Raw genomic sequence first — 23,112 nt, 5'->3', positions numbered from 1 at the left:
ACCTGCATGAACGCGATCGACACGACCGTAGTCGTACTCTACTTCCTCGCGATGATCGGACTCGGCTTCTGGTACCAGCGCAAGGCGTCCAAGAGCCTGGAGCACTACTTCCTAGGCGGCAAGCAGATCCATTGGCTGGCGCTGGCCATGTCGGGGTCGGTGTCGAACTTCGACATCACCGGCACGATGTGGATCGTGGCCCTGATCACGCTGTTCGGCGTCAAGTCGATGTGGAACCACTGGATGTGGGGCTTCCTGATGGGCGCCTTCTTCATGGCGTACATGGGCAAGTGGATCCGCCGATCGGGCGTAATGACAGGCGCCGAGTGGATGGTCACTCGCTTCGGGCCGGGCCGGGAGGGGCTCTACGCCCGCACCGCCTACGCGCTGATTGCCGTGGTGACTACGGTTGGCTTTGTAGGCTACGCGTTCCAGGGCATCGGCAAATTCGCCAGCATCTACGTCGACCTTCCCCCGGCCTACTGTGCCGTCGGCATCTTTGCGATCACCACCACCTACGTGCTGCTAGGCGGACTCTACAGCGTCGTGGTGACCGATGTTCTGCAGACCATCATTCTCGGACTAGCGAGCATCGTGATCATGGCGATCGCATTCACACACGTCTCGGCCGAGCAGGTCGCGCAGTCGATGCCGGGCGACTGGGCGTCGCTGACTCCGCCCTGGCGCCTCGACGCGGAACAGATGAGCCGCGTGCAGGGCACCGGTTACGAGGTCTACGAGCTGTTCGGCCTGATGCTGGTCGCGTGGCTCGTTAAGGGCGTGCTGCTCAACCTGGGTGGCCCGGCCCAGCTCTACGACTTCCAACGCTTCCTCGCCGCCCGCGACTCGCGTGACGCGTCGAAGGTCGGCGCCGCCTGGAGCTGCTTCCTGGTGCTGCGGTGGGGGATGGCGATGGGCATCGCCGTGCTGGCGATGGTCGGCTTCCAGAACATCCAAGACCCGGAGCAGGTGATGCCGCTGGTGCTGCAGGAGCACCTGCCGGTTGGGGTGCGGGGCGTGGTTATCGCGGGGCTGCTGGCGGCGTTCATGTCGACCTTCAGTTCGACGGTGAACAGCGGCGCGTCTTACGTGGTCAAGGACCTCTACCAACCGCTGATCGATCCCCACGCCGACGAACGATGGCTGATGCGGCTCAGTTACGCCTCGACGGTGGGGCTGGTCGTGCTGGGTTCGATCGTAGGACTGTACGCGGACTCTATCCGAGCCGTGTACGACTGGATCATGGGCGCGCTCGGCGCTGCGTTCATGGTTCCCAACGTCCTGCGGTGGTACTGGTGGCGGCTCAACGGCTACGGCTACGCCATCGGCACGCTCGCCGGGCTGGCCGCCTCGCTGGCGACCCCGTTCTTCGACGCGCTGGCGCCGCTGTACGCGTCGTTCGCGGTGGTGAGCCTGGTCTCGCTGGTGGGGACCATCGGGGGCACCCTGGCGACCTCGCCCACCGACCGCGCCGTGCTAATCCAGTTCTTTGAGAACATCCGCCCCTTCGGGTTCTGGGGCCCGATCCGCCGCGAGTGCGCTGCGTCGGGCGCCGCCCCGCCCCGTTCCGAGAGCGTCCTGCTGGCGACGCTCAACGTCTTGCTCGGCATTGGCGCGATTGGATCGGCGTACCTCGCGCCAATGTACCTAGTCGGGCACGCCTATCCGCGGGCGCTAGCCTGCGGCGCGATGGCCGCCGTCTGCGTTGGGCTCCTGAAGTTCACCTGGTACGACAACCTCCCGCCGCACGATCCGCCCGCCAACCCGGCCGGAAACGGTGTTGTTTAGAGCGGAACACAACTCCACCTAATATTGCCGGGACGCAGCATTTACGGCTCGCGGGCAGCCAGCGCGATGGCCGCCGTTTCGGTCCGCAGGATCGCCCGCCCGAGCGACGCACGCGACCAGCCCGCGGCTTCGGCGGCCGCTACCTCGGCGTCGGTGAAGCCCCCTTCGGGCCCCACCAGACGCCACAACTCCGCGGCGTCGGGGCCGGCGTCAGCTTCTGCTTCGCCGGGGTGCGCGACCAGCCGGTTGGCGTTTTCGGGGGCGGCGCCGATCGCGTCGGCGAAAGACATTGGCTCGTCGATCGTCATCAGCACATTGCGACCGCACTGCTTGGAGGCCTCGATCACGCCCCGACGAAGCTTGTCGAGCGCCCCGCCCGACAGCTTGGCGACCGTCCGCTCGGTGACCAGCGGGATCAGCCGCGAGACGCCCAGCTCCGTGAGCTTCTCGACCAGCACCTTCTGGCGATCCCCCTTCGGCAGGGCCACCGCCAGCACGAGCGGCCGGGGCCGCTCCCGGTCGACCTCGCGACGCGCTAGCACACGCGCCTCAACCGACGAGCGGCTAGCCGTAGCGACTTCGGCGTCGAATTCCGCGCCAGAGCCGTCGAACAGAGTGATAGCGTCACCTGCCTTGGCCCGCATGACGTGCAGCAGGTGGTGGGCCTCGGCCCCACTCAGCAAGGCGGAATCGCCGGTAACAGGCTCTTCGCAAAAGAATCGGTCGCTCACGCTAGCAGCCGGGGTCGAGAGAGGGGGAGTTTGACGTTGAGTCGCAACGCCGTTGGCGCCGATTATGACGAACAGCCGCGACCGCGCGCAGGCGCCGGCCTTTTTTTGCGCCCTGCGTGAACGATGCACCTAGCCCGACGAGCGGGAGGCCGGTTTCCGTGCTCAGGGGCGTCGCATCAGAGGCCCAATTGCCGCGCAATCATCAATCATTGTTCGTCAACAGAGAAGAGTATGTACCTCCAGCACTGGCGCCTCGACTACTCTCCGTTCCGCACTACGATCGACGCCGAGCGGGCCTACCCGTCCGAAGCACTGCGTGAATCGACCGCCCGGATCGAGTACCTGATCGCCGAGCGTCGCCGCGTCGGCGTGCTGCTAGGCGAGCGTGGCGCTGGCAAGTCGGTGGCCCTGGCGGTGATGCAGCGTCGGCTGCAGCAGTCGGGCGCGGCGGCGTGCGTCGTCGACGCGTTCGGGCTGTCGCGGCGGGAGCTGCTGTGGCAGGTGGCCGAGGGCATCCAGGCCGAGCCCGACCCGACCGACGACGAGGGCCGGCTGTGGCGACGGCTGTCCGACCGGGCCCAGCACCTCAAGTGGCAGGGCCGCGACGCCGTGCTGATGGTGGACGACGTCGAGCAGCTCGGCGCCGACCTGATGCGGCAGCTCGTGCGGCTGCTGCGGATCGACCCGGCCCCCGACTCTCGCTGGACCGTGATCCTGGCGACCGACCCGGCCCGGCTCTCCTACCTGGACGACGCCGTGCTGCACGCCATCGACCTGCGGATCGACCTCTACCCCTGGACCCTGGACGACACGACCGGCTACCTGCAGAACGCCCTCTTCGAGGCCGGCCGACTGACGCCCATCTTCGACGACGAGGCGATCCTGCGGCTGTTCGAGCTCACCACAGGCGTGCCCCGCCACGTGGTCCGGCTGGCCGACTTTGCCCTGCTGGCGGGCGCGGGCGCCGGAGCCGATTCGGTCGACGCGGGAACCGTCGAGCAGGCGTTCGAGGAGATCAGCTGGTCGCCGCCGGTCGCGGCTGGCTAGCGTAACTCCGTCTCTCCGATACGGCAAAACCTCCCTCGGAGAGCCGGGGATACGACGGGCCGCCGCCTCAGCAGACGGGCCGCTCCGTGAGAGGTCGCCCCCTTGTATTTCATGGTTCTCAGAACCGACGGTACAATAGACTGCAGCCCGCCGACAACTGACCACAGGCCCAACTACATGACCCACGACGAACTCGTCGCCACGCTCAACAAGCTGCAAGCCGAACTCGCCCAGGACGACAGCATCAACGCGTCGACCCGCGAGGCGTTCGCCCGGGTGGCCGCCGACATCCAGCGGGTCACCGACCCCGACCAGCCGACCACCGACGAGGACGCCGCCGCCGGCCGCGAGGGACTCAACGGCATGGTCACCGAGTTCGAGGTCGAGCACCCGCAGATCTCGGCGATGATTGGGCGGATCGCCGACGCACTGGCGCAGTTGGGGATCTAGTCAGCCTAGGGCGATGCCCCAGGCTACGTTGATCATGGCCTTCGGCCAAGTTCTTGCCGCGTGTCGTTGGCCAACGGCCAACCTCAGTTAGAAGCCCGAGACTACCCCTCACCCGAGGTCCGCAGCGCCGCGAGCTTCTCCCGCAGCTGCGTCAGCTGCCGCTCGAAGCTCGCCTGCTCGATCCGCACGCGGTCGAGGATCGTCTCGCTGGACGACTTGATGGTCTCGGCCGGCTTGCGGATCTTGTCCAGGTTCTGGGCGCTCTTCTCGATGCTGTTGATCGCCTTGTCGATGGTGGGCCAGTCGGCCTCTTGGGTGTCGGCGCCGCGGTGGAACTCGACGGCGCACGCCTTGGCGATCTCGAGCGCCGCGGCCAGGTAGGCGTCAGTGGTCGGATCCTCCGGGTCCCACGCGACCAGCACGTCGTTGCGGAAGCGGATCAGCGGCCGCGTCAGCGCCTGGGCAGACGCCGGCGAGAACACAAACACGCCGAAGTCGGCAGAGCGGTTGCGGCGGGCGGTCTCGAGCTCCTCGCGGGCCGAGGCGACCGAGTACCGCTTGTCGCCCTTCGCCTCGACGACAATCCGGCTGCCGGCGCCCTGCGACTCGGGGCCCAACTCGATTACGACATCGCCGACCTTGCAGTTGCGGACCGCCCCCGTGGTGGCGCCGGTGCGGTCGGCCAGGTTGCCGCTCCGCTGGCCGAAGTCCATCACGAACTCGGCGACCGCTTCTTCGAACAGGTTGCCGTGCTCCGGCGAGCGGGCGTCGGAGTCGCGTTTCTGGGCCAGGCGAGCGAGCGTGACCTTGACCTCCTCCTGGAAGTCGGCGTTGGTCTTGACGTGGGCCTCGAGGATCGTGAGCAGCTCACGCTTCAATCGGGTCAGCGACGACTGCTCGTTGTCCAGCGAGAACTCGCTGGTAATGGTCCGCTGCGCCCGCTCGACGTTGCCAACCAGGCGGTTGAGGGCGGAGTCTTCCTGGTTGAGGTCGAACTCCTTGACCACCTCGTCGATCTTGCCCTGCAGGTCCTTGCTGAGGTCGCCGTGGCGGCCGGTCAGCTCACGGACCAGCTTGAACAGGGCGCCGTCGTGGTTGTCGAGGGAGAACTCCCGCCGCATCAGCTCTTGCTGCTTGGTCAGCTCGGCATCGACCGTCCTGCGGAGCGTCGCGAGCAGCCCCTCGGACTGCTGCGGGTCGAGTTGCTTGAGCAGTGGGCCGACCATCGCCTCGACCCGCTTGGCGAACGGCGAGCCCTCGCCGTGCAGCTGCACCTCGAAAAAGCGGGCCAGCTCGCCGTCCTCGCTCACCAGCCGCTGCAGCCGCTCGGGCAGCCGGCCGCTGGAGGGGTCGAAGTACTCCTTCAGCACCACGGCGGTGCGTTCCTGCGTCTTGTCGCCGTGCTCGGAGAGCGTCTTCTGCAGCCCCTCGAGCAGCTCGGCGCTGGCGTTCTTCACGAGGTCGACGTCAATCCGGCTGTTGGCGTGCCGCAGCGCCAGGACGCCGATCCGCAGCGCGTCCAGCGCGAACTCGCTGCGGCGGCGGCCCTCGGGCACCTCTGCCAGGGCGTCGAGCGTCTCGCGGTCACGGACGTGCAGCTCTAGCCGCATCAGCGAAGCCGACTCGAGCGGGTGGTCCTCGAGCGTGGTGTCGTCGTTGTCGTCGTCGAGGTCGGGGAAGAGCGACATGCGAAGGACTCCGTTCTTCGGATTCGTGGACGACAACCTGGCCAGGCGACCGGGCTGTGCTGTACAGATGTCACTATCGCGGATCACGCCCGGCGAAGCAAGCCGTACGGCACTGGGCCACTGCGATCGGCCTCCCACTTTACGCAGGTCTCAAGGTCAGCGCGTCGGTAGCGGCGTCGACCGCGTCCCGCATGCCGGGCAGAAGTTCAAGAAACTCGAGCGGGATCTCCGGCAGGGTGACCCGTTTCATCACCTGGTTCAACCGGTGCAGCAGGCGGTGGTCGTCGGCGTAGTCGGCCAGGAACCGGATCTCGACGTACTTGCCGATGAACCAGGCGAGGTCACCCGCGGGGCGGCCGGTCATCTGCTCGACCGTCTGCTCGACGAACGCTGCGTCGACCGTGGCGACCTGCTCGTAGTACTCGTCCAGCAGCGACGGCTCGCGGGCGATGAGCGACGCGTCGAGCAGCAGCTCGACCAGGATGTGCCCCAGGAACCAGGGCCGCATGCCGTCGGCGTCGGCGAAGGCCTCGCGGAGCCGGCGGGCGAAGTCGAGCGAGAGCTGCGCGAAGGCGGCCGACTCGTGGAACCACTGGTCGTCGGCGTGGTGCCGGGCGACGCCCCAGGCGAACTCGGACAGCCGGGTGTCGGCGTGCTGCAGGTAGGGCTCGGCGTGGCGGGTGCGGCACTTGGTCCGCTTCGCGGCGACGCCCAGCCAGTCGGGCACGGCGATACCGGCCAGCGCGTACTCGGTGCGGTCTGGGTCGCGGAGGAGCGGCAACGCGTGGGCAAAGTAGTTCAGCTTGCTCTCCCTAGCGCCAATGCCCGCACGCATCGCGGTATCTGCCCACCGCCGATCGATAGCCGCGGTGGGCCGTGACGCATCGCGACTCCGTCGCGCGAGCCTCCGTGGCGAGGCTCGGCGGCGAGCCTGCCGGCTCATGCTAGCCGCTGAAGCGGGCCAGCTCGAGGTACATAAACAGGCAGCCGAACAGCATCGACAGGAAGGCGATGATCAGCATCACCGTGTAGATGTTCGTCTTGGGCTTCTGGACCAGAACGCCCCGCGGCGAATTAGCCGAGGTTGAGTCGAGTTGCGACACGGTCACTCTCCTGGATTCGGCCTTCTTGGAAACGGGGGTCAATGCGGCCGATGGCCCGGTCGGGTTCGGTCGACAGGATCTCGGCGCGGCCCAGGTAGCGGGTGCCGCGGAAGATCTCCACGGTGTGGCCCTTGCGGAGGCCGTCGTCCTCGCCGATCGAGACCTGGATCAGCACGGTCGAGCCGCGGCGGGCGACGCCGGTCACGACGCCGTCGATCCGCGGGGTGACCTGGTCGAGTGTGGCGCTCGGGTCGAGGCCCTCGGCCTCCATCACGCCGGTCATGTCGGACACCTGGTTCAGCAGGCTGTCACGCTGCTCGGCGGCGTTCTCCAGCTTCTGCTGCGTCTGGTGCAGGTCGTCGGTGGCCGCCAGCGCGCGATTGATCGCGGTGTCGGTCCGGTTCAGGGCGACGCGGATGTCGTCCCGCAGCTGCTGGTTCTCTTGCGTGGTCAGGTTGTTGCTCTTCTGCGTGCTCGCCACGGCAGCGGTCGCCTCGGTCCACTGGCCGCGGAGGTCGTCGACCTCGCGTTGCAGGTTCGTGGTGCGGCCGGCCAGCACGTCCCGCTCGCTCTCGAGCTTGCGGACCTGCTGCAGCGAGGCCTCCTTCTGGGCCTCGAGCTCGCTCTTCAGGCGGTTGTACTCGTTCTCTTGGCGGGAGGCCTCGGCGCGGGCGTCCTGCAGCTGCTTCGTGGCCGTGTTCGCCTTCTTTTCCCAGTCGCGGTGCGTTGCGTACACCACGGCCGCGAGCGTCATGAAAATGATGCTCATGATCAAGATGAACACGACGAAGATCTTGCCAATGAAGTTCATCGTTGCTTCCGGTGTTCCTGGGGCCGCTGCCGGGTGATTCTCTGTCCCTGCGGCCTGGGGCTGGGCGCCCCGGGTTCCGTGCCGTGCGCCGCCATGCGTTACCTGCCGCGTCGGTCCCAACGCGGCCCTAGCGGTGACCAGTGTCCCGCGAGGAAACCTCAGTATAGTCAGCCCGTTTCCGGGGTGTCAATTTAAGCGTTCTGCGTAAACCAAGGCGGCATAAGGGCTTCGGCGCCGGTTGTAACGGCAGCGCCAGCCAAGTCTGCCAGCCCGGCGATCAGCCCCCCGGAAAACAGGCGCAACCCGAACCGCAGGAGCCCCCCGCGGGGCCCGGATTGCGGGGCTCCACGCCGCCACCGCTAGTCGACGGGGCGGCGGGAACACTCAGCAGCTTCATCAATTGCTGACCGCCGCAAGCAGGGCAAACCGGCTTCTCGTCGCCACGGATCAGCAGCTCCGCGGCTTTTTCACAGTCGCGGCATAGGTATTCGTAGAGGGGCATATCGGTCAGGACGGCAGGAAATGGAGAAAACGGCCAGCAATCAGCGCCCAATGGCCTGTCTAGTCGCTGGTCGCGTGGGTAAAACTGCTGGCGACAGAACCCCGTCGTTACGGTGCTCGTCGGGTCGGGGTAGCACCTCACTATCCGCGCTTAATAAATACGGGTTTCTGGGATTCCTACGACGAAGATTAAGCAATGGTTTCCCAGCAATTATAGCGCAGCGGACGAACCGCTGCCGCCAGTCCTGCGAACGCAGAAACCGGCCACCCGCTGGTCGGCCTGAGACGACAGTCGGCGTGATGCTCAATCGCCGCCCCAGCGAATCGGGGCAGCACTGTCAGCCCGATTCGCTACCAGCGGTCGATCGGCCGTTTCAGGATCTCGTTGAGCACCACGGCGTTGCGGACCCCCTCGGGGCTGGCCAGCAGGGCGGCAAGCTGCCGAGCGTCGAGGACGTTTCCCAGTGGGTCAACCTCCGGGAGTGGCGCCTCTTCCTGCTGTTTGAGCCTGCCCAACCTGTGCTCGAACTTGGCCTTCAGCCGGGCTTCTAGTCGCTCGTCGGTCTGGCCGAGGTCCTCGCCCAGGCGGGCGGCGTTCTCGGCCAGTTGCGATTCGGCCAAATGCCCGACATGCTGCGACACGTGCTCCTGCACCGAGCCGCCGAGGTGCGGGTCGGGCTCGGAGCGGCCCGCCGCCGGCATGGCTTGCCGGCCAGCGGCGCGCGAACGCTGCCCCTGGCGGGGACGGTTTGGCTCGATGATGATCGGCTCGGCCGCCGGTTCCAGGGACCGCTGCGGGGCGGGCTCCTGCTCGCGGGGTGGCAGTCCTTTGGCACGGCGCAGGAACTCGTCGACCTCCGACCGCAAGTCGTCCTGCGGCGGCCCCACTGGGCGGGGCTGCGGCGCCGGCCGGGGGCGTGCCGGCTTCGGCTTCTTCTCCCCCCCCATTTCACTCAGCAGGTACCGGAGCACCACAAACACGATCACGACCAAATAGCCGATCACGTCACCCCAGGCGGCGAGCGGCAATCCGTCGGCGATCGGCAGTAGGTGCGGCATTGGTCGTGTCGAGGATGGGATCGGATGTTGGCCACACACGAGCCCCGGTCGTCCGCCCGGGGAGCAGCCCACGAACCAACACTAACGCTTGCCAGCCTTGGCAATTGCTTCGCGCATGTCGGTATCGGCCTGGACGTTCTGCAGCTTGTAGTAGTCGAGGATGCCGAGCTTGCCGGTCTGGAACGCCTCGGCCATAGCGCGGGGCACCAGGGCTTCGGCTTCGACCAGCTTGGCGCGGCTCTCTTCGATCGTCGAGAAGTTCTCCTGCTCCTTCGCCACGGCGATGGCGCGGCGGCCCTCGGCCTGGGCCCGGGCGACGCGGGTGTCGGCCTCGGCCTGGTCGGCCTGCAGCCGGGCGCCGATGTTGTCGCCGACGTCGATGTCGGCGATATCGATTGAGACAATCTCAAACGCGGTCTGCGAGTCGAGTTTCTTGGCGAGCACCGCGCGGCTGATCCGGTCGGGGTTCTCCAGCACGTCCTTGTGGGTGTCGGCCGAGCCGATTGCGCTGACGATGCCCTCGCCGACGCGGGCGATGATGGTCTCCTCGGTGGCGCCGCCGATCAGCTGGTCGAGGTTCGCCCGCACGGTCACGCGGGCCTTCACCTTCAGCTGGATGCCGTTCTTGGCAATCGCGTCGAGCGACGCGCGTTTGCTGTCCTTCGCGGGGCAGTCGATCACGCGAGGGTAGACGCTCGTCTGGACGGCCTCAAGGATGTTGCGGCCAGCCAGGTCGATCGCCGTGGCGCGTTTGAAGTCGAGGTCGATGATCTTTGCCTTGCGGGCGGCGATCATCGAGCGGATGACCAGCGGCACGTTGCCGCCCGCCATGTAGTGGGCCTGCAGGGCGCCGGAGGTGACCCCCTCGGCGTCGGTGATGCCGGCCTGCACGGCCATGATCTTGCTCCGCACGATCACCGCCGGGTTGACCTTGCGAATCCACATCCAGAACAGGTCGAACAGACCAATGCCGGCGCCGGTCGTGACCGACTGGATCCACAAGCGGAAGAACCGCGCCAGTATGGCGAAGACCAGCAGCAAGAACAGCATCACCCCAACGGTGATGACGAGCCAGAAAGTTTCGCCTTGAGCGAGCGGGAGGAGCATTTCGGGAGGTCCGTGTGGGTGGGTATCCAGCTACGTTGTAGGACTTCGCGGTCGCGAGTTCAAGGTTGCCAGGGGCGGGAGCAAACCCGAAACACCTAGGCCAGCGGGTCCTCGAGCGAGTCGATCCCCAGCTCCTCGATCGGGCGGGCGAGCAGGTCGTCCGCATTGGGGTTGGCGGGCCGGTCGCCCTCGCCGGCGGGGCGGACCATCACCCGGTTGCCGCGGACCTCGACCACCTTAACGTACTGGCCCGGGTCGATCGCCCTGCCCTGGCTGACGGCGTCGATCATCTGGCCGTCGATCTCGACGGCGCCGCTGGGGAGCATCTTCGACCGCGCCACGCCGACGCGGCCGACCAGCGCGTGCCGGGGGTCGTCGACCAACACGTCCTCTTCACGCGGCGCCGAGCCGAGCATCGCGCGCCCCATCGGCGTGTGGGGCAGCACCTTGAACGCGCTGATCAGCAGCAGCGGCACCACGACAACCAGCCCCAAACCAAACCCCAGCCCGCCGGTCACGCCGGCCGCCTGGTAGGCGTAGTAGATGCTGGCAATCAGGCTGCAGGTCGCGAAGAAGCCGATGATCCCACCCGAGGGAATCAGCACCTCCGCAACGATCAACAAACAGCCAATCATCGCCAGCATCATCGCGAGGCCGAGCGGCGTGAGCAGGTTGAAATCGGCGAGCGGCATGGTGCTAAGCGTAGCGGGGTTGGCTGTTCTTGAGTAGAGTCGAGCCGCGCCGACCGGCGCCGCAGGCCTAACGCTTCTTCTGGACCAGCACGCGGCTCCCCTTTGCTTTGGTGACAACAATCGCCTCGCCGCGGTCGATCACCTGACCGTCGGCGATCACGTCGAGCAGCTCGCCGCCGAACTCGGCCTTGCCGCTCGGGATTAGGTTGGTGGCGGCGACCCCGGCTTGCCCCACCAAGTGCGCGTAGTCGGCGAACGACTCACGGTGCTCCAGCTCGGCCAGCTCGACCTCGTCTGCCGGCGCCAGCATCATGCGGTTCACGCCCGGCGCGTGCGGCAGGTACCGGCGGAACGCGAAAGCCGCGACCAGGCATCCGAGCATCGACATCACTACCAGCGTGACCGACTCGCGGAGCTCGACCAGCTGGCCCTGCGTCTTGGGAATAATAAACGTCTGGCTTACCAGCACCAGCGAGGCCAGCACCATCGCCATCCCGCCCAGACCAAAGATGCCGAAACCCGGCAGCACGAAGGCCTCCATCAGGATGAAGAATAGCCCAACAACGAACAGCAGCACCTCGAGCCACTCCGCCGTGCCCGACAGGAAATGGCTCCAGAAGAACAGCAGGAACGCGACGCTCGCCACAAATCCGCCGACGCCCAGCCCGGGCGCGTTGAGTTCGAGGTAGACCCCGCCGAAGCCGATCACTAGCAGCAGGCCGGCGAGCCACGGGTTGGCGAGCGCCTCGACCAGTTCGAGCGCCCAGTTGGGCTTGGCGACCGGCGGGTCGGCGTCGAAGCCGTACAGCTGCTTCAGCCCGTCGTAGTCCTCGACCACCGCAAACGCGACGCCGAGCTTCTCGGCCTCGACGGCGTCGAGCGTCAGCACCGCGTCGGGGCCCGACAGCTGCTCGCCCTGCCGCCACTGGTCACTGTTGGGCTGCTCGGCGAGCTCGGCGTCGTTGAACAAGGCCTGGCGGCCGGTCTCGCGGCTGGTGTAGACGTGCAGGGTCTCCCCCGGATCAATCATCGCCGCCAACAGCGACCAGCCATGGTTCGTGTTCTCGGCCAGCGGCCCACGGACGCCGGCCAGCGCGGCGGCGAGTTGGTCGGGCGACAGCTGGTTTGGTTGGGCCTCCTCGGCCGGACCGGGTCCTCTAGGCGGGCCACCGAAGCGAGGCGGCCCGGGTTGCGGCGCGCCGGGCGGCGGCGGCTTTCGGTTGTCGGCTCCGCCTTCTGGCTTGGCGATCGTGAGGCCACCGCCCAGGGTTGCGCTGGGGTGCATCACCAGCTGGTCGCAGGCGAGCGCCACCAACGCCGCGCCGCCCGACGCCTCGACCGGCACGTAGGCGACCGTGCGGACGTCGTCCTTGTTGAGTTCGGCGAGGGTCGCGGCCAACTCGACGCAGCGGTCCATGCGGCCGCCGCCGGAGTTAATCCGCAGGCAGATCCAATTCGCGCCGCCCTGCTCAAGCTCGCTGCCCAGCAGCTTCTTGATCTGACTGAGCCGCCGTTCGGTCAGCTCACCGTCGAGCTCGATGATGGCCGGCTTCCAATCCGCTAGCGTGGTTTGATCCTCCTGCGCCGCCCGCTCCGGCAGTCCGAGCACCCGCGCCAGCGAGCCGCTGTTGACCAGGTACTTGGCAAAGCCGAGCTCGCGGGCTTCGCGTCCGGAGAGCAGCAGCGGGGCCCCCGCGGCAGAGAGGATTTGAGTCTCGACAATCTGCCGTTGTTCCTTCAGCTCGTCGAGTTGGCTGCTCAGGATAAAGTCGACGCCGGTCTCGTCCTCGACCTGCAGCACCTCGAGCCGACGATCGATCATCCCCTGGGCGACCGCCGCCGGCACGTTGCGGCGGGCGGCGGCGACCTCTTGGTAGACGGCCGCCATGCCGGGCTCGATTGGCCGGGCGGGGTCCTCGCCGGCGGCCGCGTCGCCGAGTTCGGCCTCCGGCGCCATGGCGATCTCCTCGCACGCCAGCGCCACCAGCACCGCGTGCCCCGTGACCGTCTGCGGGACATACGCGACCGTCTTAACGCCGGTCATGTCGCGGAGCAAGAACCGGGCGAGCGACAAGCAGCGTTCGAATTCCGACTCGCCGGCGGCTCTGTTGTCGAACTGGAGGATGAGCGTCGGGCGACCAGCCCCTTCGTCCGCGGCCTGCCGCACCACCTTGTCGGCCGCTCGCTTCAGCACCCCCTGCATTGTCTGGTCATCGGCGCCGGTGATGGGAAGCCGCACCCGAACCAACGCCCCAACCGGATCGTCAGCCGCCGATACCGGGCGTGCGCCGAACGCGATTACGCCTACCGCAGCTAGGCAGAGGACCAGACTGGCGGCCACCGAGGGCAACCTAGCGGGGCACGATCGGCCTGCGTCGAACGTGGGTGCGGTCATTCGGGCAGTAGGGTTTGGGTTTGGGTCGAAGGAATTATAGGGCCGCTGCTACCGTCGGGCAAAGCAAACGCGCAGAAGCGTACAAGCGTATTCGCTCCTAGGCCACCCAGATTGCCGCTGCTCTCGATTTCTGGCGGATTACAGGGCCGTCGGCTAAGCTAAATGGAGAAGTCGCGCGTCGGCTGCGGATTCGTCGCCGCTTCGCCGACCTCCTCTCTCTTGGAACAGCAACTCCGCTCGGCCCGCTTGGCAGGCCCAAGCCGCGCGGCACCTGCATGTCAGCACCCACCAACCAGCCAACCCCGCCGATCGTAGCGCCGCCGGCCGCCGCCGCACAAGCGGAGCAAGACCCGCGCGAGCGCTCGGCCGTTGGCGAAGCGTGGGCCGAGATCGTACACGGCAGCCCGAGCTGGCTGACCAGCCTGGCGCTGCACATGGTCGTGGTGATCCTGCTTGCCCTGTGGTCGCTCCCATCGCTGCCGGAGCTAAGCAAGAACCTGCTGCTGTCAGAACCGAGCACCGAGGACGAGAACCTCGACGACTTCGAAGAGATCAACCTCGATCAGGCGGAGCTCGAGAGCGAGCCGGTCGAGTTCGAGCTGCAACCGGAGATCGAAGAGCTGGCCGAGGAGGTAAGCCTGTCGACCTTCGAAGACCTGACTGCGGCGCCGACCTTCACCGAGCTGTCGGACGTCGGCCTAACGCCGGCCGCGCCGTCAATCCCGAATGACGCCCTTGGCTTTTCTGGCGTCGGCACAACCGGCCGCGGCAAGATGTCGCTCGCGGCCATCGCCAAGGCGGGCGGCAGCGCCGAGAGTGAAGAGGCTATCGAGAACGCCCTCCGCTGGATCGCCGAGCACCAGAACCCCGACGGCAGCTGGACACTGGTGCACACCGCCGGGCCGTGCCAGGGCCGCTGCCCCAACCCATCAAACCGCGGCGCCGCCGAATCGTTGCGGGCGGGCACCGGGCTGGCGCTGCTGCCGTTCCTCGGCGCTGGTCAGACGCACAAGGACGGCAAGTACAAGCGGGTGGTGAACCGCGGCCTCGAAGCGATGGCCCGGCTGGCGAAGAACGAAGACCAGGGCGCGTCGTGGCGCGACCCGGGCGGAGCCGGCGCTTACTCGCACGGCATCTCGGCCATCGCGCTCTCCGAGGCGTACGGCATGACCGGCGACTCGGTGCTGGGCTCGCTCGCGCAGGCCGCGGTCGATCACATCATCGCATCGCAGGGCGCCGACGGCGGCTGGCGGTACCGGCCCCGCGACCCCCTGGGCGACACCTCGGTGGTCGGCTGGCAGGTGATGGCCCTAAAGAGCGCCTACCTGGCTCACCTGCAGGTCCCACCGGTCACCGTGGCGGGGGCGAGCCAGTTCCTTAACACGGTGGCGCGGGCGAACGGCACGGAGTACACCTACCTGGCTTCGGACAACGCGACCTCGCCCACGCGATCCTCGATCGGGCTGCTGTGCCGGATGTACCTCGGATGGAATCGCGAGAACGAATCGCTCCGCGAGGGTGCGCTGAAGATCGCCGCCGTCGGACCGTCGGAAAACAACTACTACTACAATTACTACGCCTCGCAGGTGCTTTTCCAATACACCGGCGGCAAGGGCGCCGTCTGGCGGAAGTGGAACACCGATCTCCGTGAGCAGCTGATCAGCCAGCAGGCCACGACCGGTCACGCCAAGGGCAGCTGGTATGTCGACGGCCAGCACAACGACTCCGGCGGCCGGCTGTACATGACCTCGCTCGCCACGATGACACTCGAGGTTTACTACCGCTACATGCCGATCTACCAGGCCGACGCGGTTGACAAGGGATTCCCGGAGTAGCGACCTGCCGCCGCTACAACTCGGCGCGACTCAGCTCTTCTTCGCGTCCCAGGTCGGGGCGACTGCCGGTCATCATGCCCTTGGCGATCTCGAACAACGCGACCGGCTTGGAGTGCTTGGCCTTCATGTAGTGGACCGAGAGTGCTTCGACGAAGATCAGCGCCAGCCGCGGGTCGTCCGGCCCGCCGTCGCGGTTGCCGCCCTCGTTGGGGAACCACATCTCCCAATCGGGCTTGTGGAGCTCGCGGATCTTGTCGCGGTCCTGTGAGATGGTCGCCTTACCGCTGACCGACACCCACTCCTTGGTGCTGTCGTTGTAGTAGCCGAGGCAGACGTGCGGGTCGGCCTCGATCTCTTCAACCTTGTGCGTGTCAATACTGGTGACGAACCACAAATCGGCTAGCGGCCCGCGGTCCTGAGTCGCCATCGGCCGCGTGACCATCGTGCCGTCGGGGCGGCGGGTGGTCATCAGGGCGGTCTCCATGCCATCGATCAGTTCGTATAGTTCATCGAGTTTTTCCGGCGTCGTGGTGGCGCTGTGGGTGCTCATAGTTACGCTTTCGGTCGGGAGGATGCGCCGCACCGAAGTCCTGGCGACGCGTGTCAACGCTACCCGGGAAAGCAACTCACGTACCGGGCCACGCCGGCCCCAAGATACGTGGGCTTGGCGACCAAACCGGGCGCGCAGCGACCAGGGGCTGCTCGCCAGGCGTGCTAGCGAAGAAAACGGCTAGAGCGTGACCACCGCACGCACACCGAGCGCGAGCGCCGTGTCGACCTGCTCCCGAGCGGGGACGATGACCTGCAGGTCCGGCGTTACATTGAGCCACGGCGTTGCCTGCCAGTTGTAGAACAGCTCGACGCCCTGCCCGTCGCCGAGCGGGCCGAGCGTGGCCTGCAGCAACGGGCCGACCTCGTTGCTGGTCCCCGAGATGAACCAGCCGGCCCCGAACGTATCGGCCTCGTGCCCGGCCATCATGTTGTGGCCGCCGACGCCGAAGCTCAGGAACCACGCCAGCGGGTTCGCGCGATCGTCGGCGACGCCCGCCCGTCCGAACACGCCCCAGCCGACCGTCGGGTCGCAGCCGCTGTGCACGAGGTACTGGTCGAAGTTCCAGTAGGCCGACCAGGATCCGGTAACTTCATTGATCGGCACGTTGGGGAACACTACGCGGGGGTCCTGACCCAGCGAGACATAATCGCGACTGTTCCACGTCGCGGCGAACAACTGGTGGCCGGGCATGCCGGCGAAATTGGTCGGCAGCCGCAGTTCGGCCGCCATCGCGACCCCCTCGGCGAACAGCTCGTCGAAGCCATCGGTATCGGCGGTGTCGGTTGGGTTGAGCACCATGTAGGAGAAGACCGGCTCACCCCCCTCGCCCAGCACGGCGAACCCACAGCCGAGTGTCGAGTAGGGAACAGTCCGCAACGCAATCGGGTTGGCGACAAAGCCAACGTTAGAGAACTGGGTCTTGCCACGCCCATGGGCAAACGCGTTGGCGTCGCCGTCGAGGGTGTCGAGCTTGCCGAAGAACACCGCGAACCGCTCCGACAACGCCTGCGTGAACAGCACGTTGGTCAGCAGCAGCTGCTCGCTGTCTGCCACCGGCAGGTCGGCCAGCACGGCGGCTGGCAAAAAGGCGCCGGTGCTGCGGTTGATGTTCTCACCAAAACGGTGCTCGGCGCGGATCTTGAGGAACAGCCCCTCCCGGCCGCACAGCTTGCCGAAGTCAACGTTCGTCACGTAGTCGCCATGGCCGCCGTAGGGGAAGTGCCGCTCGAGCCCCCCCGACGCGACGCCCATGTAGAAATTCGCGACGTCCAGGTTGAACGTCACGCCGTGCTCGGCCAGCCAGGCGCGGTTGCCGAGCCAGTCGCCGGTCAGCGGAGCAGGCGACTGGGCCGACGCCGCTGAGGCGAGCAACACCATGTTGAGCAGCAGGGCGATTGGTCGTCGCATTGAACGGTTTCCTGGAGGCGGGGTCCTCTGTACTCATCGTCACCGAACGGGCGGCCGCCGTGCCGGAGGCGATTCTGCCGGCACAACCGTTGCAGCCCGCGGGGTTTAGCGTGCACGCTTGCGCATTCTTGGCAGAAGTGAGCTAACCTCTACAGTGGCCTGGTACCCGCCCGCTTATCGGGCTCTGTTAGGAATAGGCCACCGCCCAACTTCGCTTTCTCGCCGCCCATCCCGCGGCCGCCTTCATGGAATCTTCGGACCCGAACGCGCTCGTCTTAACCTGCGACCGCCGCAGTTGGCGGCCACGATCCGGTCTCCCCTGTCCCGAGATTGCGTCGGGCGAATTGTTTACTTAGGCGCGCCAACCGGTCACAATTGCGTCCGACCGCGACCTAGCGTTCCCTCATTCACCCGGTTCACACCTCCCGAGAGCAACACAATGAATCGAATTGCCACCTTGCTAGGCACACTCGCAGTGTGCCTAGCCGCGTCCGCCGCGCTGGCGGCCGACAAACCGAACATCCTGGTCATCTGGGGCGACGACATCGGCACCTGGAACATCAGCCACAACAACCGCGGCATGATGGGCTACAGGACGCCGAACATCGACCGCGTCGCGGCAGAGGGCATCGCCTTTACCGACTACTATGCGCAGCAGAGCTGCACGGCGGGCCGCGCGGCGTTCATAGGGGGCAGCGTCCCCATCCGCTCCGGGATGACCAAGGTCGGCATGCCGGCGGCGCCGGAAGGCTGGCAGAAAACCGACGTCACCATGGCTACGGTGCTCAAGAGCCAGGGGTACGCGACCGGGCAGTTCGGAAAGAACCACCAGGGCGACCGCGACGAGCACCTGCCGACCATGCACGGTTTCGATGAATTCCTCGGCAACCTCTACCACCTGAATGCCGAGGAAGAGCCCGAGCACCGTGACTACCCGGGCGATATGGTGCTGGCGAATGGCAAGACCTTCCGCGAGCAATTCGGCCCGCGTGGGGTTCTCAAGTGCACGGCCAACGGCGACGGCACCCAGACGATCGAGGACACCGGCCCGCTTACCAAGAAGCGGATGGAGACGATCGACGAAGAGACGCTGGCCGCCGCCAAGGACTTCATCAAGCGCAAGAACGACGACGACGCCCCGTTCTTTTGCTGGTGGAACGCCACCCGCATGCACTTCCGCACGCACGTGAAGAAGGAGCACAAGAACCTGGCCGGCCCCAATTCGGATGAGTACTCCGACGGCATGGTCGAGCACGACATGCAGGTGGGCGAGCTGCTGGCTCTTATCGATGAACTCGGCATCGCCGACAACACCATCGTGATGTACTCGACGGACAACGGTCCGCACTACAACACCTGGCCCGACGCCGGCACCACGCCGTTCCGCAACGAGAAGAACTCCAACTGGGAAGGCGCCTACCGCGTGCCCGCGTTCGTCCGCTGGCCTGGCAAGTTCCCGGCCGGCACGACGGTCAACGGCATCGTCTCGCACGAGGACTGGCTGCCCACCTTTGCCGCCGCCGCTGGAGCCCCCGATATCAAGGAAAAGCTGAAGTCAGGAGTCGAGCTCAACGGCCGCAAGTACAAGAACTACATCGACGGCTACAACATGCTGGACTACCTGCAGAAGGCCGGCACGTTCAAGACCATCATCGAGGATCAGCAGGCGTCGCCACGCAAGGAGTTCATCTACCCGGCCGACTCCGGAGAGATCTGCGCGATTCGGGTGGGCGACTGGAAGGCCGTCTACCTCGAGAACCGCGCTCACCAGCTTCAGATCTGGCGTGAGCCGTTTATCAAGCTGCGGATGCCGCTGCTCTTCAACCTGCGCCGCGACCCGTTCGAGAAGTCGCAGCACAACTCCAACACCTACCACGACTGGATGATCGACCGCGCCTACGTCCTCGGTCCGATGCAGGTGGTCGCCAGCAAGTTCCTGATGACGCTCAAGGAGTTCCCGCCGAGCCAGGCGCCGGGAGACTGGAGCCTCTCGACGCTGGAAGAGAAGATCAAGATGATGAACGTCGGCGGGAAATAACTTACCGGCCCCAACCAGCCGCCGGCCCGTATCGGGCCGGCGGCTTTTTTTTGGTTCCACCGATGAACCAGGATGTCGTCCGAAGCACTCGCGTCGAGGCTTCGTTCTCGTTGTTGCCTTCTGTTTAGTAGCCGTAGGGGAGCCTAAGGACGCCTCCGGGAACGAAGTTCATCGAGAGCAGTCGGTTGGAACAGGGACGGCTGTCGGCCCGCTTCTTTGTAGAAATCAGCCGCCCGGTGTGGTCAAATAAGACTCGTCCAATGAAACAACACCACGCCGAGACGGCGTTTTCCACAGCTCCGTCGGGGCTCGCTCCTGCGCGGTCGGCGCCGGCCGCAAGCCGCCTAACGGAGGCGGCGTGGTGGGTGTTTGGGGTTCTAACCTGAGGACAAAACTCCCGGGCTCCGCCGCCCTCAGCCGCGAAGTACCCAGTGAAACAAGTCGAAAACGAACCTGAGCGAGAAATGTCGTGGGGGTTTTGTCCCCTCCGCTCGAGGTTTCGGACAAAATCCAGCGGACAAAACCCAGCGGCGCGCCTTAAGTACGGCTAGCCGCCTTGGCCAATCAGAACCCCAGCCCACCCTGGTCCTCGCGTTCCCACGCCTAAGCCCTGCAAGCCAACCTCCATGAGCAAGATCTCACTAACCACCGCCTCCCTGTGGATCGCCTGCGCAGCTGCCTCGTCGGCGGCCGAGTCGCTCCCCAGCTGGAACGATAGTCCCGCGAAACAGGCGATCGTCAACTTCGTCGAGCGGGTCACCACCGAGGGCTCCCCCGACTACGTTCCGCCGGCCGAGCGGATCGCTACCTTCGACAACGACGGCTGCCTGTGGTCAGAGCAGCCCGCCTACTTCCAGCTCTTTTTCGCTATCGACCGCGTCCGCGCGACGGCCGGCGATCACCCCGAGTGGCAGACCGAGGAGGCGTTCGCGTCGGTGCTCAAGGGCGACCTCAAGGCGGTCGCCGCGTCGGGCGAGAAGGGCCTGATGCAGCTAGTGGCGGCGACCCACGCCGGCATGACCACCGAGGAGTTCACCGCCGAGGTCTCGGCGTGGATGGCCGAGGCCACCCACCCGCAGACCGGCAAGCGTTACACCGAGATGGTCTTCCAGCCGATGCTGGAGCTGCTCGACTACCTGCGAGCCAACGGCTTCAAGACCTTTATCGTCTCCGGGGGCGGCATCGAGTTCATCCGTCCCTGGGCCGAGGCGACCTACGGCATCCCCCCGGAGCAGGTCGTCGGCAGCAGCCTGAAGATGAAGTACGAGGTCCGCGACGGCACGCCTGTCATCCTAAAGCTTGCCGAGATCGACCTCATCGACGACAAGGCCGGCAAGCCGGTCGGCATCCAGGGCCACATCGGCCGCCGCCCGATCTTCGCCGCCGGCAACTCCGACGGCGACTTCCAGATGCTCGAGTGGACCACCGCAGGCGAGGGGCCGCGGTTCGGCATGATCGTCCACCACACCGACGCCGATCGGGAGTGGGCGTACGACCGCGACTCGCACGTCGGCCAGCTCGACCGAGCACTCGACGCCGCGCCGGACAGGGGCTGGAACGTGGTCGACATGAAACAAGATTGGGGCGTCATCTACCCCGAGTAGCCGGCCGCCAGTGCGAGCTCCTTTCGTGCTGCCGCAGGCAGCCCCGCCGGCAATTCGCTGTTTATTCGCAAACTTGGCATTTTCTGCGTCAAGTCCCGCGGCTAACTCCCGTTACCGAATAGGAGGCCATCCGCCAAAGCCGCCACAAGCATTCGACGATCCGCCAAGCTTGCCACTCCGGCGCAACGGCCGGTAAACTCGAGATTGCGACCAACTCGCCCCCAACTCCCACAATGGCGTCCCATGCACCGCAGAGCTTTCCTGGCGACTGCCGCGGCAGCGTCCGCGACACTCTCGACCTCAGCACGCGTCCTGGCCGACATCAGCAAGTCGTCCGCCGACCTGGCCACGCCGCCAATCTACAAGGCGGTGAAATGGGGCATGATCAATACCGACGGTTCAGTGCTCGATAAGTTTGAGCTCTGCAAGCGGCTCGGCTACCACGGCATGGAGCTTGTCAGCCCCGGCGGCCCCACCACCGCAGAGGCCCGCGCCGCCACCGAAGCGACCGGCATGCCTGTGCACGGGCTGGTCGACATGGAACACTGGGGCACGCGGCTCTCATCGCCCGACGCAGCGGTCCGCGACCGCGGCCGGGCGATCCTCGAGCAGGCGCTCCGCGACGCCAAGGCCTACGGCGGCGACTCGGTGCTGCTGGTCCCCGGCAAGGTGAGCGGCCCCGAAGAGACCCACGACCACGTCTGGCAACGCTCGATCACCGAGATCCGCAAGACGCTGCCGTTGGCGAGCCGCCTCGGCGTGCGGATGCTGATCGAGAACGTCTGGAATGGCTTCTGCGAAACGCCCGAGCAGCTCCGCGACTACCTCGACGAGATCGACAGCCCGTGGGTTGGCTCGTATTTCGATATCGGCAACGTCCGCAAGTTTGGCCCAAGCGAAGACTGGATCCGCACGCTCGCCCACCGCATCGTCAAGCTTGACGTGAAGGACTGGGGCGCCAGCAACGGGTTCTGCAAGATCGGCGACGGCGACGTCAACTGGCCAGCCGTCCGCGAGGCGCTCCGCGAGATCGGCTATTCAGGCTGGGCGACCGCTGAGGTCGCCGGCGGGGGCGAAGAGCGCCTGGCCGACATCTCGGAGCGGATGGACCGCGTGCTGCGTAGCTAGCGGGTCCGCGGGGTCGTGGATCGCGGTCGCTCCGCCGCAATCGAGCGATGAGGACACGACCGCACCGGCTATTCCGGTTGTGACGATTCTGCCCACATCTGCGGCGAACGCCAGCGGTCCGCCTGCTGGGGGTTGGCTATTTTGGGATCAATGTGCGTCTCCCCGAAGCGTAGCGGCGGCGAGAGAGCTAGGTTTTTGCGAACCTTAGCCTGTCAATCTCGCCCCGACGCCTACGTCCGAGACGCCGCCATGACCGACCTGAACTCCACCGCCATCGCAATCGAGAACTGGTTGGACCGCTGCCGTGAACGTCCGGCCCGCTCGATTGCCCTGTCGCTCGCGTTCGCCTCGCTGGTCGCGGTGCTCGACTTTGCCACCGGCGACGAGATCCCGATGATCGTGTGCTACCTGCCGCCCGTGCTGGTGGTCACCTGGGTGAGCAGCCTGATGGTGGGCACCCTGCTTGCCGCGACCTGCTGCACGGCCTGGCTGGTCGACGACATCCTGTCGTTAGAGGGCGGCGGCGTCACGGCCGCTGAGATCTGGCTGGCGTCGGTGCACGGCTGCTTCTTCGCCGTGTTCCTCGGCATGCTGGTCCGCCTGAGGGCGGCCCATGAGAACGAACGCACCCTCGCCCGCACCGACGGCCTGACAGGTCTGATCAACCCGATGGCGTTCCGCGAGCGGGCCGAGGACGAGATCGCCCGCGCCGTGCGTCGTGAGACGACCGTTTCCGCGGCGTTCATCGACTGCGACAACTTCAAGACCGTCAACGACACGCTCGGCCACCTCGAAGGCGACCGGCTTCTGAAGGCGATCGCCGCCGGCATCCGCGCCACTGTCCGCAAGATGGACGTGCCGGCCCGCATGGGTGGCGACGAGTTCGCCGTCCTGCTTCCCGAGACCAGCGAGGAGCAGGCCCAGCTCGTGATCGAGCGGATGCAGGCTCACCTCGACGGTGTGATGAAGGAGAACAATTGGCCGGTAACCTTCAGCATCGGCGTGGCCGTCTACGAGACCCCGCCGCTGTCGGTCGACGAGCTCATCCACGGCGCCGACGAGCTGATGTACGAGGTGAAGAACGGCGCGAAGGACGCGATCGTCCTGCGCCTGGTCGCCTAGCGCCGCCGGCCCGCCCGCGTTCCCTGCAAACCAGACGACTCCGCGCAACCGGC

Annotated in this window: 20 protein-coding genes; 8 read left to right on the top strand and 12 right to left on the bottom strand. The window is 66.5% G+C overall.

Translation table 11 applies throughout. The features are described from left to right. Positions 1–6: 6 nt before the first annotated feature. Complete coding sequence (locus Pla123a_RS15470; RefSeq protein ID WP_146588549.1) at positions 7–1,788, top strand: sodium:solute symporter family transporter; 1,782 nt, start codon at positions 7–9, stop codon at positions 1,786–1,788. A 41-nt stretch (positions 1,789–1,829) separates the two neighbouring features. Here the strand turns inward: Pla123a_RS15470 and Pla123a_RS15465 are convergent, their stop codons facing one another. Further along, the gene (locus Pla123a_RS15465) at positions 1,830–2,519 is read right to left on the bottom strand and encodes an RsmE family RNA methyltransferase (protein WP_197528005.1); all 690 of its coding nucleotides are present in this window, start codon (positions 2,517–2,519) and stop codon (positions 1,830–1,832) included. 231 nt (positions 2,520–2,750) lie between these two features. Between Pla123a_RS15465 and Pla123a_RS15460 the strand changes: the two genes are divergently transcribed. Together Pla123a_RS15460 and Pla123a_RS15455 are read left to right on the top strand one after the other, a co-directional pair. Continuing rightward, positions 2,751–3,566 (top strand): ExeA family protein, encoded by an 816-nt coding sequence (locus Pla123a_RS15460; RefSeq protein WP_197528004.1) that lies wholly within the window; start codon positions 2,751–2,753, stop codon positions 3,564–3,566. 177 nt (positions 3,567–3,743) lie between these two features. Next, complete coding sequence (locus Pla123a_RS15455) at positions 3,744–4,016, top strand: DUF4404 family protein (protein WP_197528003.1); 273 nt, start codon at positions 3,744–3,746, stop codon at positions 4,014–4,016. A gap of 101 nt (positions 4,017–4,117) precedes the next feature. Here the strand turns inward: Pla123a_RS15455 and Pla123a_RS15450 are convergent, their stop codons facing one another. The 9 genes from Pla123a_RS15450 to Pla123a_RS15415 form a co-directional block, all read right to left on the bottom strand. Then, a complete protein-coding gene (locus tag Pla123a_RS15450; RefSeq protein WP_146588541.1) occupies positions 4,118–5,704 on the bottom strand; it encodes a hypothetical protein in 1,587 nt (528 codons plus the stop codon). 139 nt (positions 5,705–5,843) lie between these two features. Continuing rightward, positions 5,844–6,539: a hypothetical protein gene (locus Pla123a_RS15445; protein ID WP_146588539.1), complete on the bottom strand. Its 696-nt coding sequence runs from the start codon at positions 6,537–6,539 to the stop codon at positions 5,844–5,846. Positions 6,540–6,648: 109 nt separating this feature from the next. Further along, positions 6,649–6,807: a hypothetical protein gene (locus Pla123a_RS24690; protein WP_197528002.1), complete on the bottom strand. Its 159-nt coding sequence runs from the start codon at positions 6,805–6,807 to the stop codon at positions 6,649–6,651. Then, positions 6,779–7,618 (bottom strand): hypothetical protein, encoded by an 840-nt coding sequence (locus Pla123a_RS15440; protein ID WP_146588537.1) that lies wholly within the window; start codon positions 7,616–7,618, stop codon positions 6,779–6,781. The genes Pla123a_RS24690 and Pla123a_RS15440 overlap by 29 nt, the downstream gene beginning before the upstream one ends. Positions 7,619–7,895: 277 nt before the next feature. Continuing rightward, positions 7,896–8,120, bottom strand: coding sequence for an FmdB family zinc ribbon protein (locus Pla123a_RS25315; RefSeq protein ID WP_146588535.1), 225 nt, complete (start codon positions 8,118–8,120; stop codon positions 7,896–7,898). 350 nt (positions 8,121–8,470) lie between these two features. Then, a complete protein-coding gene (locus tag Pla123a_RS15430; RefSeq protein WP_146588533.1) occupies positions 8,471–9,178 on the bottom strand; it encodes a hypothetical protein in 708 nt (235 codons plus the stop codon). A gap of 81 nt (positions 9,179–9,259) precedes the next feature. After that, positions 9,260–10,285 carry a flotillin-like protein FloA gene (gene floA / locus Pla123a_RS15425; RefSeq protein ID WP_146588531.1) on the bottom strand — a complete coding sequence of 342 codons (1,026 nt, stop codon included), beginning with the start codon at positions 10,283–10,285 and terminating at the stop codon, positions 9,260–9,262. A gap of 95 nt (positions 10,286–10,380) precedes the next feature. Continuing rightward, entirely contained in the window at positions 10,381–10,977 is a 597-nt protein-coding gene (locus Pla123a_RS15420) for an NfeD family protein (RefSeq protein ID WP_146588528.1), read from the bottom strand. 67 nt (positions 10,978–11,044) lie between these two features. Next, the gene (locus Pla123a_RS15415) at positions 11,045–13,318 is read right to left on the bottom strand and encodes an NfeD family protein (protein ID WP_146588526.1); all 2,274 of its coding nucleotides are present in this window, start codon (positions 13,316–13,318) and stop codon (positions 11,045–11,047) included. A 329-nt stretch (positions 13,319–13,647) separates the two neighbouring features. On the opposite strand from Pla123a_RS15415, the gene Pla123a_RS15410 reads away from it, so the two are divergent. Next, on the top strand, positions 13,648–15,207 hold the full coding sequence (locus Pla123a_RS15410) for a terpene cyclase/mutase family protein (RefSeq protein WP_146588525.1): 1,560 nt from the start codon (positions 13,648–13,650) through the stop codon (positions 15,205–15,207). 13 nt (positions 15,208–15,220) lie between these two features. Here the strand turns inward: Pla123a_RS15410 and Pla123a_RS15405 are convergent, their stop codons facing one another. After that, positions 15,221–15,757, bottom strand: a complete 537-nt coding sequence (locus Pla123a_RS15405; RefSeq protein ID WP_146588523.1) for a pyridoxamine 5'-phosphate oxidase family protein — start codon at positions 15,755–15,757, stop codon at positions 15,221–15,223. Positions 15,758–15,937: 180 nt separating this feature from the next. Beyond that, positions 15,938–17,167 (bottom strand): carbohydrate porin, encoded by a 1,230-nt coding sequence (locus Pla123a_RS15400; protein ID WP_146588521.1) that lies wholly within the window; start codon positions 17,165–17,167, stop codon positions 15,938–15,940. Positions 17,168–17,606: 439 nt separating this feature from the next. On the opposite strand from Pla123a_RS15400, the gene Pla123a_RS15395 reads away from it, so the two are divergent. The 4 genes from Pla123a_RS15395 (at position 17,607) to Pla123a_RS15380 (ending at position 23,059) form a co-directional block, all read left to right on the top strand. After that, complete coding sequence (locus Pla123a_RS15395) at positions 17,607–19,205, top strand: arylsulfatase (RefSeq protein WP_146588519.1); 1,599 nt, start codon at positions 17,607–17,609, stop codon at positions 19,203–19,205. Between the two features lie 626 nt (positions 19,206–19,831). Next, a complete protein-coding gene (locus tag Pla123a_RS15390; RefSeq protein ID WP_146588517.1) occupies positions 19,832–20,809 on the top strand; it encodes an HAD family hydrolase in 978 nt (325 codons plus the stop codon). 243 nt (positions 20,810–21,052) lie between these two features. Continuing rightward, positions 21,053–21,937, top strand: coding sequence for a sugar phosphate isomerase/epimerase family protein (locus tag Pla123a_RS15385; protein ID WP_146588515.1), 885 nt, complete (start codon positions 21,053–21,055; stop codon positions 21,935–21,937). Between the two features lie 249 nt (positions 21,938–22,186). After that, on the top strand, positions 22,187–23,059 hold the full coding sequence (locus Pla123a_RS15380; protein ID WP_197528001.1) for a GGDEF domain-containing protein: 873 nt from the start codon (positions 22,187–22,189) through the stop codon (positions 23,057–23,059). The last annotated feature ends 53 nt before the right edge of the window (positions 23,060–23,112 follow it).

Origin of the sequence: Posidoniimonas polymericola, from assembly GCF_007859935.1 — a bacterium.
GTDB lineage: Bacteria > Planctomycetota > Planctomycetia > Pirellulales > Lacipirellulaceae > Posidoniimonas > Posidoniimonas polymericola.
Note: the sequence above shows the minus strand (reverse complement) of the source record. Positions and strands in the feature narration are given on the sequence as shown.

Bases quoted from the DNA above. Each gene is read 5' to 3' on its own strand.
- Pla123a_RS15470 (WP_146588549.1), top strand. From the start codon at position 7: ATGAACGCGATCGACACGACCGTAGTCGTACTCTACTTCCTCGCGATG.
- Pla123a_RS15460 (WP_197528004.1), top strand. From the start codon at position 2,751: ATGTACCTCCAGCACTGGCGCCTCGACTACTCTCCGTTCCGCACTACG.
- Pla123a_RS15455 (WP_197528003.1), top strand. From the start codon at position 3,744: ATGACCCACGACGAACTCGTCGCCACGCTCAACAAGCTGCAAGCCGAA.
- Pla123a_RS15450 (WP_146588541.1), bottom strand. From the start codon at position 5,704: ATGTCGCTCTTCCCCGACCTCGACGACGACAACGACGACACCACGCTC.
- Pla123a_RS15445 (WP_146588539.1), bottom strand. From the start codon at position 6,539: ATGCGTGCGGGCATTGGCGCTAGGGAGAGCAAGCTGAACTACTTTGCC.
- Pla123a_RS15440 (WP_146588537.1), bottom strand. From the start codon at position 7,618: ATGAACTTCATTGGCAAGATCTTCGTCGTGTTCATCTTGATCATGAGC.
- Pla123a_RS25315 (WP_146588535.1), bottom strand. From the start codon at position 8,120: ATGCCCCTCTACGAATACCTATGCCGCGACTGTGAAAAAGCCGCGGAG.
- Pla123a_RS15430 (WP_146588533.1), bottom strand. From the start codon at position 9,178: ATGCCGCACCTACTGCCGATCGCCGACGGATTGCCGCTCGCCGCCTGG.
- floA (WP_146588531.1), bottom strand. From the start codon at position 10,285: ATGCTCCTCCCGCTCGCTCAAGGCGAAACTTTCTGGCTCGTCATCACC.
- Pla123a_RS15420 (WP_146588528.1), bottom strand. From the start codon at position 10,977: ATGCCGCTCGCCGATTTCAACCTGCTCACGCCGCTCGGCCTCGCGATG.
- Pla123a_RS15410 (WP_146588525.1), top strand. From the start codon at position 13,648: ATGTCAGCACCCACCAACCAGCCAACCCCGCCGATCGTAGCGCCGCCG.
- Pla123a_RS15405 (WP_146588523.1), bottom strand. From the start codon at position 15,757: ATGAGCACCCACAGCGCCACCACGACGCCGGAAAAACTCGATGAACTA.
- Pla123a_RS15400 (WP_146588521.1), bottom strand. From the start codon at position 17,167: ATGCGACGACCAATCGCCCTGCTGCTCAACATGGTGTTGCTCGCCTCA.
- Pla123a_RS15395 (WP_146588519.1), top strand. From the start codon at position 17,607: ATGAATCGAATTGCCACCTTGCTAGGCACACTCGCAGTGTGCCTAGCC.
- Pla123a_RS15390 (WP_146588517.1), top strand. From the start codon at position 19,832: ATGAGCAAGATCTCACTAACCACCGCCTCCCTGTGGATCGCCTGCGCA.
- Pla123a_RS15385 (WP_146588515.1), top strand. From the start codon at position 21,053: ATGCACCGCAGAGCTTTCCTGGCGACTGCCGCGGCAGCGTCCGCGACA.
- Pla123a_RS15380 (WP_197528001.1), top strand. From the start codon at position 22,187: ATGACCGACCTGAACTCCACCGCCATCGCAATCGAGAACTGGTTGGAC.